Below are 22,068 nucleotides of genomic sequence, written 5' to 3' on the forward strand. Positions count from 1 at the left end.
GATCGCCACCGCTCCGCTGTTCACCTGATTCGTGATTGCACCACGCCAGTGATGGCATCGGCTATTTTCTTGTGGAGATCCAGCATGCAATTTCAGACCTTCCCTCTGACCCAGACCCAGACTCATGCCTTGCCCCGTCTCACGGCGGCCGGGAATCGTTGTGCCGTGTATCAGCTGGATGGGCCATTGGATGAGACGCGGCTAGAGCTCGCTATCCAGACCACGCTGCGCCGTTGTCCACCGCTCTCTTACAAGTGCCTGAAGCTGGATGGTGGTCTGCAGATTATGCAGAGTCAGGACGAAGAGAGTCCGCTGCAAATCATTGATGTGGCCAGCGATGACGCCCTCTATACCCTGATTGAAAATTATCGCCGTCGCACCTTCCGTCTGGACGGCGGAGCCCCCTATCTCTTCTGTTTGCTGCGCGGCAAACGGTTCAACCACCTGCTGTTTGTCTGCCACCCCTGGCTGCTGGATCGCTTCTCCTTGAAGCCCTTCTTCTCGGCGTTGTCGGCTGCCTACCGTGGGCCCGTGGAAGAGTGTTCTCTGGGCTTGTCTCAGGAGACCTTGCTGGAGGATGAAAAGGCCCGGCTGGCCAGCCCCCAGCGCAGCGAGGGGCTGCGCTTCTGGTTACAACTGCTGCGCGACAGCTCTTTCGAGTGGCGCCCCGCCCGCAGTGAAACCCAGCTCTCGGAAAATTACTTCAGCGTTCAGTTACCGGTGGAAGCTCAGGCGGCGGTGAGCCGAGCCGCCCAGCGCCAAGGGCTGCCCGTTGCCGATCTACTGCTCTTTTGTTTTCACCTGTTTCTCCATCGCCTGACCCGCAATGAAACCATCATGACGGTGCATAGCCACCGGATCCGCTCTGGCCTGGCCGAGCAGGTGGGATTTAGCGAAAACAAGCCATTGCTCTGCAGCCTGTTTGAGCCACAGATGACGGCCGCCAGCTACTTTACCCAGGCGGCCCGCTTGTTGCGTCAGGTGCAGCACCACGCCGATTTGCCTTCCGGCCTGGTCTCACCCGAGCTGTTACGCCTGCAGCCCGATTATCGCTGGCCCACCAATATCTTGTTCAATGAAGACACGCTGCCCTACCGCGAGCTGGAACTTGATGGCATCACCGCAACCTTGCTGCCGCACTTTTCCCACCGACTGGAAAATGAGGATATCGCCGTCTATTTCGATATCCAGCAGCAGATTACCTTCCATGTGCTGGCCCGTTCACCTCAGGAAATTGCCGGTCTGCGTATGGCCTTCGATCACTATCTGGCTTTGCTGGGCCAGATCGATCGCGATCTGGATAAGCCGATTGCCGAGGTCGGACTTCAATCCGTAGCCCTGCAAAACAAGGCGCTGGCCCTGGCGGATGGCGGCCCGCTGCCAATACCGGTAGAAGATGTGCTGGATGCCTTTGTGGCGCGGGTGCAGAGCACGCCTGACGCTCCGGCCTTACGTTATGCCGATAGGGCCCTGAGTTATCGGGATCTCTCGCTGTCGGCCGGGTCGATTGCCACCCATCTGCTGCCCTACTGTCGTGACAAGAGCGAACCGCTGGTGGGTATCTGCCTGAACCGTAGCGAGCGCATGATCCAGTCGGTGTTCGGGGTGCTGGCCGCCGATGCCGGCTACCTGCCGCTGGACCCCTCCATGCCGAGTGAGCGCTTGGGCTTTATCATCGAGGATGCCAAGCTGGCGGTGGTGATCGCTGACGCCGAGACCAGCGCCGTGATCGCGGGGCTGGTGGATTGTCCGGTGCTGAACGTCGAGACCCTGCTGCAGGCGCCCACGTTGGTGACAGCACCTAAGGCGCGGGAGGTCAGTGAGGTGACGGCCACTCGCACGGCCTATGTGATTTATACCTCGGGGACCACAGGCAAGCCCAAGGGGGTGGTCATCGAACGAGGCATGCTGGCTCACTTCGTTGCTTCCCTGGAGGGGGTCTGGGAGCGGGGGGCCGGTGCGCGCTGGTTACAGTTCGCCTCACTCAATTTTGATGCCAGCGTACTGGAGATCTTCAGTCCGCTGACCCAGGGTGGCGAGCTGGTGATAGCCCCCAGCGAGGTACGCTCCGACCCCGAAGCCATCTTCAACCTGTTGCAGAGCGCGCGGATCACCCACAGCTATATTCCGCCCGCCATGCTGCGTCTGTTGCCACGTCGCCCGCTGCCTGATTTTCGCTCCATCTGCTGTGGCGGTGAGGCGACCGATGAGGAGTCGGTGCGTCTGTGGTCGAAGACTCTTAAATTCTGTAATGCCTATGGGCCTACCGAAACCACTGTCATGGCGACCTGTAACATCATGGGTGGCTACAAGACGGCCAACCAGCTAGGACGCCCGCTGCCTGGCTATGTCACCTACATACTGGATAGCAATGGCGAACTGGCCCCTCTTGGTGGCATCGGCGAGCTCTGTATCGGTGGACCTGCGGTGGCGCGAGGGTATCTCGGGCGCCCGGAGCTGACGGCCCAGAAGTTTGATGCCAATCCATTCGGCCCGGGACGGATCTACCACTCCGGCGATCTGGCCCGCTTCCTACCCAATGGCGATATCGAGTTTCTCGGACGCGGTGACTTCCAGGTGAAGATCCGTGGCTTTCGTATCGAGTTGGGCGATATCGAAAATGCCATTGCCGAGCAGCCCGAGGTCAAGGGGTGCTATGTCGGTGTCTTCGATCGGCAAGGGGGGAAAACCATCCAGGCCTGGTATGTGGCACCCGGACTCAGCCCCGAGCAGTTGCGCGCGCGTCTGGCCAAGCAGTTACCCCAGTACATGATCCCGACGCTGTTGATGCCGATTGACGTATTCCCGCTCAACATGAGCGGCAAGGTGGATCGCACCCGGCTGCCGATGCCTGAATTGAAACCGGTGACCGAGGTGGTGCTCGATGAGCTCGATAGCCAGATCCGCGACATCTGGGCCACCACGCTGGGCATACCGGCCGCGACCATAGGGGCCGAGAGTCACTTCTTCCATCTGGGCGGCCACTCCTTGCTGGCGGCTCTGGTCTGTAACCGCCTGAACGCCCTGACCGGTGGCAGTGTGCGTCCCAAGGCGTTGTTCGAGCACCCGCTGTTTGCTCATTTCTGTCAGCAGGTGCGGGCCACGCCACCCCGACCAGCCGGCCGTTCACCGCTCTGCGCCACGGGTCGGCTGGAGGCGCCCATCCAGAGCCGGCTCATTCGACTCATCAACAGCAAGGTTATCCTGACGCCAGAGGACAACACCTACAACATCATGGCGCGGATCGACTTTTCGGCCCAGATCCATCCGGTACGGTTGCGCCAGGTGTTCTGGGAGTTGCTAGCAGCCCGACCCGAGTTTCGTATTGCCCTGGTCGAGCGCGGCGATGAGATCTGGATCCAGGCCGCCGAGCCAGCCGTATTGCCCGCCATACCGCTGCTGGATACCCAGTGTGCCGTCACCGATGCCCGCGTGATGGCCATGGGTGGCGAGGTGTTGGGCATTCGTCAGGCCCCGCTGTGGCGCGCCGAGGTGCACTGCCGCGAGGATGGCACCACCAGCCTGCTCTTTAACGTCCACCATGCCATTTTCGATGGTTGGTCCTTCAACTTGCTGCTTGCCGAGCTGGGGGAGCGCTATGAGGCGGCCATGGCCGGGCGAGCCTATCATCAGGAGCGTCTGACCTGGTTTGATTACTGCCACTGGGCTCGGGATCTGCCCCGTAGCGAGGCGTTCCAGGAGGCTTGTCGTTACTGGCAGAACAAGCTTGAACAGGTGGATGTGCATGTTGAGCTGCCCACCGATTATCACCAGAAACAACCCAATTCGAATGCGGCTCTGCCCTTGCGATTTAATCCGGAAGTGGTGGCTGCGCTCAAGGCATTTGCCGATGCCCAGGAGACCACCCTCTCGCCGCTACTCTTCTCGCTCTGGCTGGTCTGGCTGTGGCGGGTGAGTGGACAGGAGGCACTCTGTTGCGCCTACCCCTACGCCGGCCGCGATGAGCCCGGCAGTGAGTCCATCTACGGCATGTTCGTCACCATGGGGCTGCTCAGCCAGACCCTGCGCCCCACCATGTCGCTGGCGGAGCTGTTGCAGGCGGTCCATCGCCAGATGCTGGAGGATAAGGATCATCTGCAGGCCAGCCCCTTCGATACTGACCTGGGCAATCTGCAGCCGATGAATGTGGTCTTCAGTCTGCAAAGCGGGATTGGTCTGGAGGGGAGCTTCGGTGGTGCCAGCTACAAGGCCGAGGAGTTACCCTCACTGACCTCCAAGGGCGATCTGACCGGTATCTTCTATCAGGGGGCCGATGGCAGCATAGCCGGGCGCATCGAGTATGACGGCTCGCTGTTCCGCGAAGAGACCATGACAGGCTTCCTCAACGTGCTCGACACCCTGGTGCAATCGGCGGCCACAGCTCCGCAACTGCGCATCGGCGAGTTGGGTTATCTGGGTGAGAGCGAGCAGGCACAGATCCGGCAACTGGGCTGTGGCCCCGAGCTGACGCTGGCCGATAGCAGCATTCCGGCCCGTTTTGCCGCCATGGTGCAGGCTCATCCCGATCAGTGTGCGCTGCGCTTCGGCGAGCAACACACCAGCTACCAGCAACTGGCGGTCTGGAGTGATCAGATAGCCGCCGGCTTGCGCTCCTACCTGCAGCCGGGGGATCGGGTCGGGCTGGCGATGCAAAAGAGCGACACCCTGGTGGCGAGCGTACTGGCGATCCTGAAACTGGGGTGCGCCTATGTCCCCCTGGACGCCTCTTATCCGGCGGATCGGGTGCGTTACTTCGCCCAGAATGGCGCCGTGACCTGCGTGGTGGCCGATGAGGTCAGTCAGGCGGCGCTGCAGCAGATTGGCTTGACCGACCTGCGCTACCTGAACCCGGAACAGTGTGGTCGTGAGCCCGGAACGGTAATGTTGCCGCCCGTCGCCGCCGATGCCCTGGCCTATATCATCCACACCTCGGGATCCACCGGTCTGCCCAAGGGGGTGATGATCGAGCACTACAGTGTGGTGCGTCTGGCCGAGGCTACAGCCCTGGCGCTGGATTATGGCCCGGGCACAGTTGGGGCGTTAAATGCCTCCATGAACTTCGATGCCAGCGTCATCGAGATCTTCTCCATGCTGCTCAATGGCCACACCCTGGTCATAGTGCCCGAGGCGACCCGAAAATCTCCGGCCTTGCTGCATCAGGAGTTGAACACCCAGGGGGTAACCCATGTCGTGCTCTCGCCTGTGATGCTGCAGAATCTGCCGAAAGAGCCACTGCCAAGCCTGCAGCTCATGGGGTTCGGGGGTGACACCCTGGATGAGCAGACGGCGGCTTGGTGGTCCCGGCAGACTCGACTGTTCAGTCTCTACGGACCGACCGAAACCACTGTCATGGCCTCCTGCGGCCAGATAGTGCCCGAGGGCAACTCGCGGATCATCGGCAAGCCGCTGGCGGGATACCGGATCTATCTGCTCAACCGTGACAAGCAGCCTGTGCCCTTGGGGGCCGTGGGCGAGATCTGTATCGGCGGTCGGGGACTGGCCCGGGGCTACCTTAACCGTGACGAACAGACCCTGGAGCGTTTCGTGCTCGATCCCTTCGGTGGTTCACCCTATGCGTTGATGTACCTGACCGGCGATCTGGGACGTTTCCTGCCGGATGGCACCATAGAGTTCTTCGGGCGCAACGATGCCCAGGTCAAGGTCCGCGGTTTCCGTATTGAGTTGGGAGAAATTGAAAACCGTCTGGCATCCTTCCCTGAGATCCGGCATGTGGTCTGCGCTACCAAGGGTGAGGGGGATAACCGCTATCTGGCGGCCTACTATGTGGCCGATGCCGAGCTGGATGAGGAGGCGATACGCCAGCATGTGGCGGGCTTCCTGCCCGATTACATGGTGCCCTCTTTCTTCGTACGCCTCGAGCAGTTACCCGCCTCTCCCAGCGGCAAGGTTGACCGTAAGGCGTTGCCCGCCATTTCGGGTAAGAGCAGTACCAATCCGCCACTGCCCGGGCTAGAGCAGCAACTGGCAACCATCTGGGAGCAGATCCTGCGCTTCCGTGGCATCGGTCGGGACGAGAGTTTCTTCCGCGTGGGCGGCAACTCCCTGCTGGCGGTGCGGATGCAGGTTGAGGTGCAAAAACAGCTGGGGCTGCAATTCACCATGGCCGATTTCTACGGGGCGCCAACGCTGGCGGCCCTTGCTTCGCGGCAGAGCATGGATTACATCCAGATGGCGATCCGCGACTCCCAGGCTCCTATGCCACGGCTTGAGCCCGCCACCGACTTGGCTCATCAGCCACCCCAGAAGGTGTTGCTGACCGGCGCCAGTGGCTTCCTCGGCATCTACCTGCTGGCCGAGCTGTTGGCGAAAACCCGGCAGGTGTTCTGTCTGCAACGCTGTCACGACGAGGGCCATGGCCTGACGCTGTTACGCCAGCAGGCAGACAAGGCGGGGCTGACGCTGGAGTGGGAGCGGGTCCGAATTGTGCGGGGCGACCTGGCCGAGCCGGATCTGGGCTTGACCCCAGCCATCCGGCAGCAACTGGCCGGTGAGCTGGATGCCATAGTCCATTGTGGCGCCTTCGTACACCACCTGCATAACTATCAGACCATGAAGGCCGCCAACGTCGACAGCACCATCAGCCTGCTGCAACTGGCGCTGGAGAGCCGTCGCAAGAGTTTCTGCTTTGTCTCCACCCTCTCCTTGGCCTCGATCCTGGCGGGAGTGAACGCCGCCCCCGAGGCCATAGTCGAGAATTTGCCCCAGGTCGATAGCGGCTATCTGCTCACCAAGTGGGCGGCAGAGCAGTGGGTGGCCCGCTTTGCCCGTGACTATGGGTTGAACGCTGTCATCGCCCGGCCGGGCAATATCACCGGCAGCAGCGACAGCGGCTTTAGCAACTATGAACACAACCACTTCTGGCTCTTTAATCAGGGCTGTCTGCAGCTGGGAGCCTTCCCGCAAATTCAGGCCGAGGTCGAGATGACCCCTGTGGATCGGCTGGCGTTTGCCATCACGGCACTGGCACTGGCACCACGGCAAGGATTGGCGGTGCGCAATCTCTCCAATCCTCAGAGCATGAGCCAGAGCGAGTTCTTCGGGGCATTGTCCATGCTGGGCTTCGACATTCATGGTGAGGAGGCCAAGAGGTGGCAGCTGCGTCTCAACGATCTCGATGAACAGAACGGCCTGAGCCAGATCAAGGAGTTCTATACCGGCGAACTGGATGGCCCCTCGTTCCCCATTGAGCAGAGTGAGACCCTGGCTGAGCTGGCGCGGCTGGATGCCTCGCTGGCAGTGGACTACGGTCGTCTGCTGCCGCTCTATGTGGCTTATCTGCGGCAGGTGGGCTTCTTGTCATGAGAGCAGGCATGAGCGCAGGCGTAAGAGCAGGCATGAGAGCTGGCCTGAGACCCGTCGCCCCTTGCGTTCCAGTGGGCGGCGGAGCCTGGAGCGTCAGCCACCTCGGCGGCGTACAGGTGCATCTGCTGGACACCCGGCGCCTGCCGCTGGGTATCCGAGGGTTGTCCGGCCTATCCCTGGCCGAGCGCCAGGAGTGGCGGGCCATCCGCTCCCGAACGGCGGCTCGGCTCTTTCTGGGCAGTCGGGCCATGGCATTGCCCATGGCTCGGGCGTTTGATCGGCGCAATCGACAAATCCGGCGTCTGCCATCCGGTCAGCCTGTGCTGCGCCACGGACATATCAGCATCAGCCGCTGCTACCCCTACGTCGCCTTTGCTCTTTCCCTCAGACCTCTGGGGCTGGACCTGGAGCGCATCCGCTACGATGAGGAAGTAATTGACGGCGTGGCCACGCTCTTTTCGGCGGCTGAGCAGGTGGTACTGCGTCACCCTGCGACCCGGGCCAGCGCCTTTTGTCGCATCTGGAGCCGCAAGGAGGCGCTGGCCAAACGACAGGGGTGTGGCATCTGCACCGATCTGGCCGCTCTCGATACCCTGCGTCCATCTTGTCATTTCCATCCTTCCGGTCGCCTGCACTCCCGACGCCTGCGCGGTGGCTACTGGCTGAGTCTGGCCTGTTAGCCGGAGAGGTAACTCATTCCTGCGGTTCTTAACTGGCGCCTTAATCTGTGCCCGATCCCGTGTGTTTGATGTCTCATTTATGCAACAGACCCGGACTTAGGCATCTGACAACGCATAGAGCGTGATAGCCGTTTCAACTTTGCCATTTTCCTACTGATAGAGTGCCGACTAAGCCATATGGCTGATGAAGTGCTCTATGTTTAACTCATGGGGACTCCAACTTTCGGGGTTCCTTTGTAGTAGGAAAGGATAAGCGATGGCACTGATCATTACCGCCCAGGGTGAGCAAGTGGTGTCCGCCATCAGCGGCGAAGTATTCCTGGTTATCGATCCGCAACAGGTGATGTTGTTGCGGCCGGGAGATCACATTCCAGATGGCGCCCTCTTGATCTGTCATGATGGGGCGCGGATACGCCTGGTGGCGTTGTTTGATCCCCTGCTGGGGTCTGCATCGGAAAATCAGGTGCAGAGTTGGAGTGAGCCTCTAGTTCAGCAATTGCTGCAGCACTATCAGCCGCTGCGTGCCACGGATTACCCTGCGGAACGGTTGCACGCTCACGCCACCCATGACTTCACCTCCGCGCTATCAACTCATGCCGTTGGCCCCGCTCCGGCGCTTGCTGGCCAGCTCGCATCCTCCTCGCTTGCCCCACTCTTTGTTGCACCCGCCCCATCCCTGGCCCAGCATGATATTCCCTCCTCCAGTAACACTCTGGCCTTTGCCATCGAGCGAACCGGGGCCCATATCTTGGCCAGTGCCGGTTTTGATACGGGTCATGCCTTAGTGGGCAGCGGCCACCTTCCCGATGCGCCGATGCTCTTTGCCCCGGAGATCCAGGGGGCGATGGCGGGCGGTGTGCAGGAGGATGTTCGGCTGCAGAGTGAGGGGCAGGTGTGGCTGGCTCATGCCTCTGTGGATGCCCGCTTTACTCCGGTCACCCTGAGTGGACACTACGGTGAGTTGCAGCTGGACGCCCAAGGGCAGTGGCGCTATCTGCTGAATAATGGGGCCGCCCAGGTGCAGGCCCTGCAGGAGGGTGAGCGGCAAGAAGAACGTTTTACTCTCACAGCCGATCACGGTGCGCTCACTACCGAACTGGTGGTGAGTGTGCTGGGTAGTAACGATAGCCCGGAGGCCCAGAGCCTGGTCCTGACGGTCGCGGAGGGGAGTGAGGGCTCCCCACTGGGCTTGGTCGCCCCCACGGATGTGGATGGCGATCCCCTGGCCATCACAGTTACCCTGCTGCCAAACCTGGGGGTGCTCACCCTGGCGGATGGCCGCGTGGTGAGTCTGGGACAGAGCCTGAGTTCGGCCGAGCTTTCCGGGCTTAAGTACAACGCGCCCAGCGACTATGACGGTGTGGCGACCGTCGGTGGCTTCGGCTACTCGGTCGATGATGGGCAGGGCCAGGCCAACAGCCAGGTGACTGGCAGCGTCACCCTCTCTGTCACGCCCATCAATGATGCGCCGCAGGCCGATAGCCTGACGCTGACGGTCGATGAGGAGAGCGTGGGGACGGATCTGGGACTGGCTGCGCCCAGGGATGTGGATGGCGATCCCCTCGCCATCACTGTCACCCAGTTACCCAGCCTGGGGGCCATCACCCTGGCGGATGGCGGCGTGGTGAATCTGGGGCAGAGTCTGAATTCGGCTCAGCTCACCGGGCTTAAGTACAACGCCCCCAGCGACTATGACGGCGTGGCGACCGTCGGTGGCTTCAGCTACTCGGTCGACGATGGGCAGGGGCAGGCCAACAGCGTAGCGACCGGGACTGTAACAGTGAGTGTGACGCCCATTAACGATCCTCCGCTGGCCGATAGCGGCACCTTGAGTGTGCTGGAGGGGAGCGGCAGTACGCCGTTGGCCTTGTCGGCACCCAGCGATGTGGAGGGCGATCTGCTCACCATCACTGTTATCAGTTTGCCTCAATTGGGGGCTCTGCAATTTTCAGATGGCACTGTTGTCGGGCTGGGTTCGGTGATCTCGACTACCGAGCTGCAGAGCTTGCGCTACATGGCGCCAGATGACTATCGAGCGGGCGATCCTGTCGGTACTTTCGATTACCTGGTCGAGGATGCTCAAGGGGGGCGTACTCATGCAGGCGTGACGCTGAGTGTCATCCCGGTCAATGATGCGCCTGAGGTCGATAGTGGTGTGCTGATAGTGCAGGAGGAGAGTCTGGGCAACCCGCTGCGCCTGGCGCTGGGGAGTAACCCCGATGGTTCCTCTCGCCCCATCCATCTGCCTGGAGATGGGGATGGCGATGTGCTCACCATCTCCATCTCGGCCTTGCCGACACTTGGGGTGATCACCCTGTTTGATGGTTCGCAGGCGTTCTTGGGGCAGAGTGTGACCCTGGAGCAACTGGCGGCCATCCGTTATGACGCCCCAGCCGATTACAACGGCGTGGATCTTGTCGGCGAGTTTGGTTACCGGGTGGATGATGGGCAGGGGCTGGCCAATAGCGTAGCCACCGGTACCATCACTCTGGTGGTGCAGCCCGTCAATGATGCGCCTGCGTTCCAATATAAATTTATGCAGGTCGAGGAAGCCAGCCAAAATACCCTGTTGGATCTGGGCCAACCCTTTGATGAGGACGGCGATCCCCTGACGCTAACCGTGATCGATCTGCCGATTTTGGGGAGTGTATTGCTGGCCAATGGTACGCCTCTACTCCTCAATCAGCAGGTGACGCAGAGTGAACTTCAGGGGCTGACCTATACGGCACCTGCAGAGTATAACGGCCAGGAGCGGGTGGGGAGTTTTACCCTGTTTATTGACGATGGTAAGGGGGGGCACTCAGTCAGCTTACTGGACTTGGGGGTGACGCCGCTCAATGACGCGCCCGTGGTGGATAGTCTGGCGCTGACGGTAGCCGAAGGCAGCCCGGCGCAGCACTTGGGGTTGGCGGCACCCAGCGATGTGGACAGCCCCAGCCTGACCATACGGGTGACCGAGTTACCCCTACTGGGCAGTGTGACGCTGGCCAACGGTACGCCCATAGCTCTGGCTCAATCACTGACCTCGGCGCAATTGACCTCGCTGACATATCTGGCACCCGATGAGTATGATGGCACTGCCCCTGTTGGGGCATTTCGCTACCAGGTAGACGATGGCGCGGGTCAACCAAACAGCCAGGTGACCGGCAGCGTCACCTTGCATGTTACCCCTGTCAACGATCTTCCTGTTGTTGCCAGTGGCGCTCTTACTGTCGATGAAGAGAGTGTCGGTACGCCGCTGGCGCTCTCAGCTCCCACTGATGTGGAGGGGGACACGCTAGTGGTGACTGTCACTGGCTTGCCGACGCTGGGGCGCATTACCCTGGCGGATGGCACCCCCCTGAGCAATTTGCAGTTGCTGACCCTGCCGGAGTTCAGCGGGCTGCGTTACGATGCGCCCAGTGAATACAACGGCAGCGACCCTGTGGGTGAGTTCCGCTATCAGGTCAGTGATGGTCACGGGGTGAGCGAGGGCAGCGTTGCCCTGACGGTGATGCCTATCAATGATGCGCCACTGGTGCAGAGCAAGAGCCTGGTGGTCAACGAAGAGAGTCAGGGCACGCCATTGGGCTTGAGTGCCCCTACCGATGCCGAAGGGGAGGTGTTGAGCATCAATGTGGTGACGGTTGGTGGTTTGCCAACCCTGGGGCAGATCACCCTGGCTGATGGCTCGCTGCTACAGTTGGGGCAGGAGTTGACGACTCAGCAGCTCACCGGCTTGAAGTACAACGCTCCCCTTGACTATAACAACGGTGATGTTGTGGGCGAGTTTCAATATCAGGTCAATGATGGCGCCGGTCAGGGCAACAGCGTGGTGACGGGTAGTGTCACTCTGCAGGTGCAGCCCGTCAACGATGCGCCTGTTGCCGCCAGTAAAAGCCTGACAGTGAATGAGGAGAGCCAGGGTAATGATCTGGGGTTAGACGCGCCCAGTGATGTGGATGGTGATGCCTTGATCATCACAGTGACTCTCCTGCCCGGCTTGGGGGGCATAACCCTGAGTGATGGGGGGGCCGTGACGCTGGGGCAGATCTTGAGTGTTGGCCAGCTCACCGGGCTTAAGTACAACGCTCCCGGCGAGTATGACGGGGTGGCGCCGGTTGGCCGCTTCGGCTACTCGGTCAACGATGGCCAGGGTCACGCCAACAGTCAGGCTAGCGGCAGCGTCCTACTCAAGGTCACGCCGATCAATGACGCCCCTGTGGCGAACAGCCTCACACTCACGGTCGCCGAGGCGAGCGAGGGGACAGCTCTGGGGCTGGTGGCGCCCAGCGACGTGGACGGTAACTCGCTGGCCATACGCGTCACGGGCTTACCTACTCTTGGGGCGGTCACCCTGGCCGATGGCACCGCCCTTAGCAATGGTCAGAGCCTGAGCAGCAGTGAGCTGGTGGCTCTCAAATACAACGCGCCAGCTGACTACAACGACGGTGATGGGGTGGGGAGTTTCCGTTACGAGGTGAATGATGGTCAGGGCCAGACCAACAGCACGGCAACGGGCGTAGTAACGCTTGGCGTCACACCGATCAACGATGCGCCAGTGGCGCAGAGCAAGAGCCTCACCGTTGATGAAGGAAGTGTGGACAACGATCTCCTCTTGACGCCCCCTACGGACGCAGAGGGAGACCCGCTTATCATTCAGGTCAACGAATTGCCTCTGCTGGGCCAGATCACCCTGAAAGATGGTACCGCCCTGACGGGTGGACAAATCCTGAGCCTGGTTCAACTGGCGGGGCTTAAATATACCGCCCCGGCCGACTACAACAGTGGCAGTGCCGTGGGACAATTTGGTTACACGGTAAGCGATGGCTTGGGTGGCATTACGGTGGGGAGAGTGACGCTGGGGGTCACTCCGGTTAACGATGCACCCGTGGTACAGAGCAAAAATCTAACGGTAAACGAAGAGAGCATAGGCACCGCGCTTGGGCTGGCGGCCCCCTTTGATGTGGATGGCAATTCGCTGACTATTCACGTCACAGGCCTGCCTACCCTGGGGGTGGTCACCCTGGACGGCGGCAGTGTCGTGACTAATGGTCAAACCCTCACGAGTGGTGAGTTAACTGCGCTCAAGTACAGCGCCCCAAGCAACTACAACAGTGGTGATCCTGTGGGGAGCTTCCGTTATGAGGTGAATGATGGTCAGGGCCAGGCGAATAGCTCGGCAACTGGAGTTGTCACGCTCGGCGTCACCCCGATCAACGATGCCCCTGTGGCGGCGAGCCTGACGCTAACGGTCAATGAGGGGAGTGTCAGTACGCCATTAGGCTTGGTTGCACCGACGGATGTGGACGGCAACACTCTGACCATCAAGGTGAGTGGTTTACCGACTTTGGGGGCGATAATGCTGGCCGATGGTACGGTGTTGAGCGTCAATCGGGTGCTGACAGCGGCGGAACTCCTCGGGCTTAACTACGACGCACCCGGCGACTATAACGGCAGCGATGTGGTGGGTAGCTTTAGTTACACTGTCAATGATGGTCAGGGCGAGGGTAACAGCCAAGTGACAGGGAGCGTGCTACTGCTGGTCACCCCTGTTAATGACGCCCCTGTGGCCGAGAGTAAGAGTCTGAGTGTCAATGAAGGGAGTGTGGGCAACGCCCTTGCCCTGGCGGTACCGACCGATGCCGAGGGGAATACGCTCACCATTCAGGTCAACGAGTTGCCTCTACTGGGGCAGATCACCCTGGCCAATGGTACGCCGGTTAGTAGCGGCCAAGCTCTGGACCTGGTGCAACTGGCGGGGCTGAACTATAACGCGCCGGCCGACTACAACAGTGGCAGCGCCGTGGGGCAATTCAGCTACACGGTGAGCGATGGCTTCGGCGGCCTGGCGGTGGGAACCGTCACGCTGGGGGTCTCTCCGATTAACGATGCCCCAGTGGCCCAGAGCAAGAGCCTGACCGTGAGCGAAGAGAGCGTCGGTACCTCGCTTGGCTTGGCCGCCCCCTCTGATGTGGATGGCAATGCTCTGCTGATCACGGTGAGCGCTCTGCCTACCTTGGGTAGCGTGACCCTGGCCGATGGTACGCTCCTGCTGCAAGGATCGGTACTCGATAGCAGTGCCTTGCAGGGGCTCAGGTATAACGCGCCACTGGATTATGACGGGGTGGCTGCGGTTGGTAGCTTGAGTTACACAGTCGATGATCAGCAGGGGCAGTCCAATAGCGTGGTGAGTGGGAGTGTCTCTTTCACCGTGACCACCATCAATGACGCCCCCGTGGCCGCCAGCAAGAGCCTGAGTGTCAATGAAGGGAGTGTCGGCACCGCCCTCGCCCTGGCGGCACCAACCGATGCCGAGGGGAATGCGCTCACCATTCAGGTCAACGATTTGCCTCTGCTGGGCCAGATCACCTTGGCCAATGGCACCCCCATCAGCAGCGGGCAAACCTTGAGCCTGGCGGAGCTGGCTGGGCTTAACTATAACGCTCCAGGTGACTATAACAGTGGCAGCGCCGTGGGGCAGTTTAGCTACACTGTGAGTGATAGCCTGGGGGGCATAGCCGCGGGGAGTGTCACCCTCAGTGTCACCCCGATCAACGATGCCCCCGTGGCCCAGAGCAAGAGCCTGACGGTGGCAGAGGAGAGTTTGGGCACGAACATAGGGTTAGTAGCCCCCAGTGATGTGGATGGCAACTTGCTGACCATTACCGTCTCTGGCTTGCCGACCTTGGGGCGGATCACACTGGCCAATGGCCTGTCGGTCAGCAATGGCCAAGTGCTGAGCAGTAGCGAATTGGTTGGCCTTAAATATGACGGCCCACTCGACTACAACGGTACGGATGCGGTGGGCAGCCTTACCTACACGGTCAATGACAATCAGGGCCAGTCTAACAGTCAGGTCACGGGCACAGTCTCGTTTGGCGTGACACCAGTCAATGATGCGCCTGTGGCTGACAGCCAGAGCCTGAGTGTGGCGGAGGAGAGTGTTAATACCCCATTGCATCTGCTCGCCCCCACCGACAGCGATACGCTGCTCTCGGCTTTGTCGATCCAGGTAGTCGGTTTGCCTGCCGTGGGGCAGGTCACCTTGGCTGACGGTAGCCTGGTGGCTAATGGGCAGATGCTCAGTGCCGCTCAGTTGCAGGGGCTGGAGTATGACGCGCCACTGGATTACCAAGACACCACCACAGTGGGCCGCTTCAGTTATACGGTCAATGATGGCGTCGGTGGGGTGGCCAGTGGCTCGGTGACGCTGACTGTGACCGAAGTCAATGACCTGCCGGTGGCTGACTCCAAGGTGTTGGGCGCGCAGGCGGGTTCTGTTGATAATCCCCTTGGCTTGCTGGCTCCTAGCGATGTGGATGGTGACAGCCTGACTATCAAGGTCCTGGGGTTGCCGAGCTCGGGTGTGGTCACAGACGGAGCGGGTGTTGCGCTCGTGCTCAACCAAGTGATCGATGCGGCGACTCTGACCACGCTGCAGTACGACGCCGCCATGAGCTCAGGCTCAGTGGGGAGCTTTACCTATGAGGTGAATGATGGCCAGGGTGGGGTCGTCACAGGGGAGGTGCAGTTAGCCATTACCGCCAACGCCGCCCCCGTGGCCCAGAGTAAGAGCATCACAGTAACCGAGGCGAGTGCGGGCACAGACCTCGGGTTAATCGCCCCCAGCGATCTGGAAAGCGGTGTCTTGACCATACAGGTGACCGCACTGCCGCTGCTGGGGCGCATCACGCTGGCGGATGGTACCGCCCTCATCTTGAACCAGATCCTGACGGCGGCCGAACTGATAGGGCTGAAATACGATGCGCCAACCGATTATAACGGCAGCGATGATGTGGGGCGGTTTCGCTACACGGTCAATGATAATCAGGGTGAGCTCAACAGCCAGGTAACCGGAACCGTGACCTTGAGTGTCACGCCTGTCAACGATGCGCCACTGGCCGATAGCCATGCGCTGAGTGTCAATGAGGAGAGCGTGGGGACAGGGCTGGGGCTAAATGCGCCGACCGATGTGGACAGCAGCCCGTTGGCCATTACGGTGACGGGGTTGCCCACGCTGGGGGTGGTCACGCTCTCCAATGGCACAACGCTGCTCAATGGGCAGAGCCTCACCACGGCCGAGTTGTTGGGGCTTAAATATAATGCGCCTACGGATTACAACGGCACGGACGCTGTGGGTAGCTTCAGCTACACGGTCAACGATGGCGCGGGTCAGGCTAACAGCGTGGTGACGGGCACAGTGAGCCTCACCGTATTAGCCATCAATGATGCTCCCGTGGCCCAAAGCAAGAGCCTGACGGTCAACGAGGCGAGTCAGGGGACCGATATTGGACTAGCGGCGCCGACCGATGCCGATGGCAACCCGCTCACCATTTCCGTTTCCGGCTTGCCAACACTGGGTGTGGTGACGCTGGCCAATGGTTCGATATTGACAAATGGCCAGTCGTTGACGACCGCTCAGTTAACCGGCCTTAAATACACGGCGCCTGCGGATTACAACGGCACGGATGCGGTGGGCAGTTTCAGCTACACGGTGAATGATGGTCAGGGTCAACTGAATAGCCAAGTGACGGGCTCTGTCACCCTCACAGTGCTGGCCATCAACGACGCCCCTGTGGTGCAGAGCAAGAGCCTGACGGTGAACGAGGCGAGCACGGGCACGGCATTGGGCTTATCAGCGCCGACCGATGTGGACAGTGCGCCCTTGACCATCACAGTCGCGACTCTGCCCGTGCTGGGGGTTATCACCTTGGCCGATGGTTCAGCCGTCAGCCTGGGGCAGGCCCTGAGCAACAGCCAGCTGCAAGGGCTTAAATACAACGCCCCCGCTGATTACAACGGCAGCGACGCTGTCGGCAGCTTCAGCTACCGGGTCAACGATGGCGCTGGCCAGGCCAACAGTGTGGTGATCGGCACTGTCACGCTGAATGTGCAGCCCATCAATGATGCGCCCGTGGCCCAGAGCAAGAGTTTGACGGTGAATGAAGAGAGTGTGGGCACAAATTTGAGCCTGGCGGCGCCCACGGATGCCGATGGCAACCCGCTGACCATTACGGTTGCGGGTTTGCCCACTCTGGGGCTGGTGACGTTGGCCAATGGGTCGGCTTTGGCCAATGGCCAGACGCTGACTAGCAGTGAGCTGACCGGTCTCAAGTATAACGCGCCCAGCGATTATAACGGCACCGCGCCTGTGGGTAGCTTCAGCTATACGGTCAATGATGGCGCCGGTCAGGCCAATAGCCAGGTGACAGGCACGGTCACCCTCACTGTGCTGGCAATCAACGATGCTCCTGTGGCCCAGAGCAAGAGCCTGACGGTGAACGAGGAGAGTGTGGGCACAGGCTTGGGGTTGAATGCGCCCAGTGATGTGGACAGTGCACCCTTGACCATCACTGTCTCGACCCTGCCCGTGCTGGGAGCCATCACCTTGGCCGATGGTTCAGCCGTCAGCCAGGGGCAGATTCTGAGCAACAGCCAGCTGCAAGGGCTTAAATACAACGCCCCCACGGATTACAACGGCACCGACCCGGTGGGCAACTTCAGCTACAGGGTCGACGATGGCGCCGGTCAGGTGAATAGTGTGGTGATCGGAACCGTCACGCTGAGTGTGCTGCCCATCAATGATGCGCCAGTGGCCCAGAGCAAGAGTCTGACGGTAAACGAGGAGAGTGTAGGGACGGCGCTTGGGCTGGCGGCCCCCACGGATGCCGATGGCAACCCGCTGACCATTACGGTTGCGGGTTTGCCGACGCTGGGGCAGGTGACGCTGGCCAGTGGGGCGCTGGTCACCAATGGCCAGAGTCTGAGCAGTGGCGATCTCATCGGGCTCAAGTACAACGCGCCCAGCGATTACAACGGTACAGCCACAGTGGGTAGCTTCAGCTACACGGTCAATGATGGTCAGGGGCAGCCGAACAGCATAGTAACGGGCAGCGTCACCTTGGGGGTGACGGCGATCAACGATGCGCCTGTGGTCCAGAGCAAGAGCCTGACGGTGAATGAGGCGAGCACGGGTACGGCATTGGGCTTGTCAGCGCCGACCGATGTAGACAGCGCGCCCTTGATCATCACTGTCTCGACTCTGCCCGTGCTGGGGGTCATAACCTTGGCCGATGGTTCAGTCGTCAGCCTGGGGCAGACGCTGAGCAACAGCCAACTGCAAGGGCTTAAATACAACGCCCCCGCGGATTACAACGGCACCGACGCTGTGGGAAGTTTCAGCTACAGGGTCGACGATGGCGCCGGTCAGGTCAACAGTGTGGTGATCGGCACTGTCACTCTGAGTGTGCTGCCCATCAATGATGCCCCGGTAGCCCAGAGCAAGAGTCTGATGGTAAACGAGGAGAGTGTAGGGACGGCGCTTGGGCTGGCGGCCCCCACGGATGCCGATGGCAACCCGCTGACCATTACCGTCTCTGGCTTGCCGAGCCTGGGCGCTATAACCCTGAGCAATGGCAGCTTGCTCAGCAATGGCCAGACGCTCACCTCGGCCCAGCTCATCGGCTTGAAATACAATGCGCCGGCTGACTATAACGGCACCGATACTGTGGGTAGTTTCAGCTACACGGTGAATGATGGTCAGGGGCAGGCCAATAGTCAGGTGACCGGCACAGTCAGCCTCACTGTGCTGGCCATCAATGATGCGCCTGTGGTGGCCAGTAGCACTCTCACGGTAAATGAGGAGAGTGTGGGCAGCAGTCTGGGGCTCACCGCCCCCACGGATGTCGACGGTAACCCGCTGACCATTACCGTCTCTGGCTTGCCAAGCCTGGGCGCTATCACCCTGAGCAATGGCAGCTTACTCAGCAATGGCCAGACGCTCACCTCGGCCCAGCTCATTGGCTTGAAATACAATGCGCCGGCCGACTATAACGGCACAGATACTGTGGGCAGTTTCAGCTATTCGGTCAACGATGGTCAGGGGCAGGCCAACAGTGTGGTGACCGGCTCTGTCTCTCTGAGTGTGTTGCCCATCAACGATGCGCCTGTGGCCGCCAGCACCAGTCTGACAGTGAATGAGGAGAGTGTGGGTACCAGCTTGGGGCTCACCGCGCCAACCGATGCCGATGGCAATAGTCTGACCATTACCGTCTCTGGCTTGCCGAGCCTGGGTGCGATTACCCTGAGCAATGGCAGCTTGCTCAGCAATGGCCAGACGCTCACCTCGGCCCAGCTCACTGGTTTGAAATACAATGCGCCAGCTGACTATAACGGCACAGATGTCGTCGGCAGTTTCAGCTACACGGTCAATGATGGTCAGGGGCAGGCTAACAGTCAGGTAACAGGCAGTGTGAGCCTCACTGTGCTGCCCATAAACGATGCGCCTGTGGCCCAGAGTAAGAGCCTGACGGTCAACGAACAGAGCATAGGCACGGCCCTGGCCCTCGCGGCTCCCACGGATGCCGATGGTAATCCCCTTACCATCAAGGTGACTTCACTGCCGCTTCTGGGCTTGCTGACCCTGGCTAATGATGTGGCGGTGAGTGTGGGTCAGACCCTGACCTCAACCCAACTGACGGGGCTAAAATACAGCGCGCCAGCCGACTATAACGGTACTGACTCGGTAGGGAGTTTCACCTATACGGTGAATGACAATCAGGGGCAGGCCAACAGCCAGGTGACGGGCAGTGTCTCTCTGATAGTGCTGCCCATCAACGATGCGCCTGTGGCCCAGAGCAAGAGCCTGACGGTGGCCGAGGAGAGCGTCGGGACCAATATTGGCCTGGCGGCGCCTACGGATGTGGATGGCAATCCGCTTACCATCACAGTCTCGGGTTTGCCGAGTCTGGGTGCCGTCACGCTGGCCAATGGTACCCTGCTTACCAATGGTCAGAGCCTGAGCAGCAGTGAGCTGACCGGCCTTAAATACAATGGTCCCGCCGATTACAACGGCTCGGCGACAGTGGGTAGCTTCACTTATACGGTCAATGATGGTCAGGGCCAGGCCAACAGCCAGGTGACCGGGACCGTCTCGCTAACGGTAACCCCGATCAATGACGCGCCTGAGGCCCAGAGCAAGAGTCTGACGGTGAACGAGGAGAGCGTGGGCACCAGCATAGGGTTAGCGGCACCCACGGATGCGGATGGCAATAGCCTGACCATCACAGTCAGCAGTCTGCCGACTCTGGGGGCCATTACGCTGGCCGATGGCAGCGCCATCGCCTTGGGACAGAGCCTCACCGCGGCCCAGTTGACCGGGCTTAAATACACGGCCCCCGCCGACTATAACGGCACGGATGCGGTCGGCAATTTCGGTTACACGGTGAATGACAATCAGGGGCAGGCCAACAGTGTGGTCAGTGGTTTGGTCACCCTGGCGGTCACCCCCATCAACGATGCGCCGGTTGCCGCTAGCCGCAGCATCACGGTGGACGAAGGGAGCAGCGGAACCGCGCTTGGCCTGAGCGCCCCCTATGATGTGGATGGCAACGCCCTGACCATACGGGTCACGGCCTTGCCAACTCTGGGCAGCATCACGCTAAGCAGTGGCGCCCTGGTCAGCAATGGCCAACTGCTGACAGCCGTTGACTTGACGGGCCTAAAATATACGGCGCCTGCGGATTACAACGGCACGGATGCGGTGGGGAGCTTCACCTACTCGGTGAATGATGGTCAGGGACAGGCCAATAGTCAGGTCACTGGCAGTGTGGGCTTGACGGTTGTGGCCCTGGATACCTTGACCAGCAGCAATCAAGTGCTGGTGGCCAATGGGTTACGTGGCGAATATTACGGTTATAACGACAGCGTTCTGAGCTGGTTCCGGCACAGCGACGACAATACAGTCGGCAAGAATCATGACTACAGCAGCAGCTCTAACTACCCGACTGGTAATCTGGAGTCTCTAAATGATCTGGTGAAGATCATCAATGGCCGTGAAGGTGCCACCCTGGTGGGCACAGATTCAGCGGCCAAGGCCACCACCACGGATGCCAGCTTCAGCATCAAGGATATTGACTATCTCTTTAGCGGTAACATGAATGGGCTGGGTGAAACCTTCAGTGGCTACTTCAGCCCGGGCAGTACGGTCACCAAAGGTAACCTCTATGACTTTCTGCGCAACAGTGGCACCAATAGCGACTACCTGACCCTGAAGGCTACCACGGGCAATGGCGTGACCACGGGTGGGGTACATGGCGGTATGGGGGATACTACGGATGCCATCATCCGCGGTATCGGCAAGATCTTCATGAGTGGCGGCCTCTACGATTTTCGCATCACGGCCGATGATGGTTTCAGCCTGCGCATCGGTTCCCAGACGGTGGCGCAGTTCAGCAGCGTGCAGGACTCCACAGTGCGTACCTACAGCAATGTGCAGATCAGCGAAGGGCTGCAGGTGATGGAGCTGCTCTACTGGGATCAGGCGTTCGAGGCCGGGCTCAAGATGGAGATCAAGCTGAGTGGCCAGGCCGACGTTAGCTACAAGCCGCTGGGCTCTGGCGAATATGCGCTCTTCTCCCCCGATACCACCTTAACCTTGAGCGAATTGCAGGATGTGGTGCTGGTGGGCACAGACTGGACTGTTCGCACCGGTGAGCACTTCGTCGGCACCTCGGGTATGGAGAATATTACCGGCAGTGCCGGTCGGGATGTGATCGAGGGGATGGGGGCAAACGATACCCTGAGCGGCAGCGGCGGTTCGGATCGCCTGGATGGTGGGCTGGGCAATGATATCCTCATCGGCGGCGATGGCGATGACCTTCTGATCGGTGGGGCCGGGGAGGATAACCTGAGTGGCGGTGTGGGGGCGGATACCTTCATGTGGAAAACGGCCGACTTAGCCTCAGCGGCGCAACCAGCCCTAGACACGGTCAGCGACTTTACCCCGAAGGAGGTTGCGGTGCGCGGTGATGTGCTGGATCTGCGCGACATGCTCGATAGCGATGGCAGCCGCTCTCTGGCAACCCTGCTCAATGCCGTTAGCGTGGATGGCGCGGATCGCAATAACGTGACCCTCTTGATAGCGGATCCGGCGCACCTGGGTGATGGCGTCAGCAACCGGATTGTGTTGCAGGGGGTCAGTTATCAGGACGTGACCGGGCTCAGCAGCTCGACCGCCAACGATGTACTGCAGCTCTTGCTGACCAACCAACAACTGCTGATCGACAAATAAGTGCATGGATGA

3 protein-coding genes are annotated in these 22,068 nt (G+C 60.4%); all 3 read left to right on the forward strand.

The genetic code is table 11. The features are described 5' to 3' along the window. The first annotated feature begins 84 nt into the window (after positions 1–84). The 3 genes from ACZYTD_RS10555 to ACZYTD_RS10565 all read left to right on the forward strand — a co-directional run bounded on the left by ACZYTD_RS10555 (position 85) and on the right by ACZYTD_RS10565 (position 22,056). A complete protein-coding gene (locus ACZYTD_RS10555) occupies positions 85–7,323 on the forward strand; it encodes a non-ribosomal peptide synthetase (protein WP_463891879.1) in 7,239 nt (2,412 codons plus the stop codon). A 32-nt stretch (positions 7,324–7,355) separates the two neighbouring features. Further along, positions 7,356–8,003 carry a 4'-phosphopantetheinyl transferase family protein gene (locus ACZYTD_RS10560; protein ID WP_463891880.1) on the forward strand — a complete coding sequence of 216 codons (648 nt, stop codon included), beginning with the start codon at positions 7,356–7,358 and terminating at the stop codon, positions 8,001–8,003. Positions 8,004–8,259: 256 nt separating this feature from the next. Further along, positions 8,260–22,056, forward strand: a complete 13,797-nt coding sequence (locus tag ACZYTD_RS10565; RefSeq protein WP_463891881.1) for an Ig-like domain-containing protein — start codon at positions 8,260–8,262, stop codon at positions 22,054–22,056. The last annotated feature ends 12 nt before the right edge of the window (positions 22,057–22,068 follow it).

The sequence above is a fragment of the Pseudaeromonas sp. HNCC25DJ180 genome (assembly GCF_055413345.1).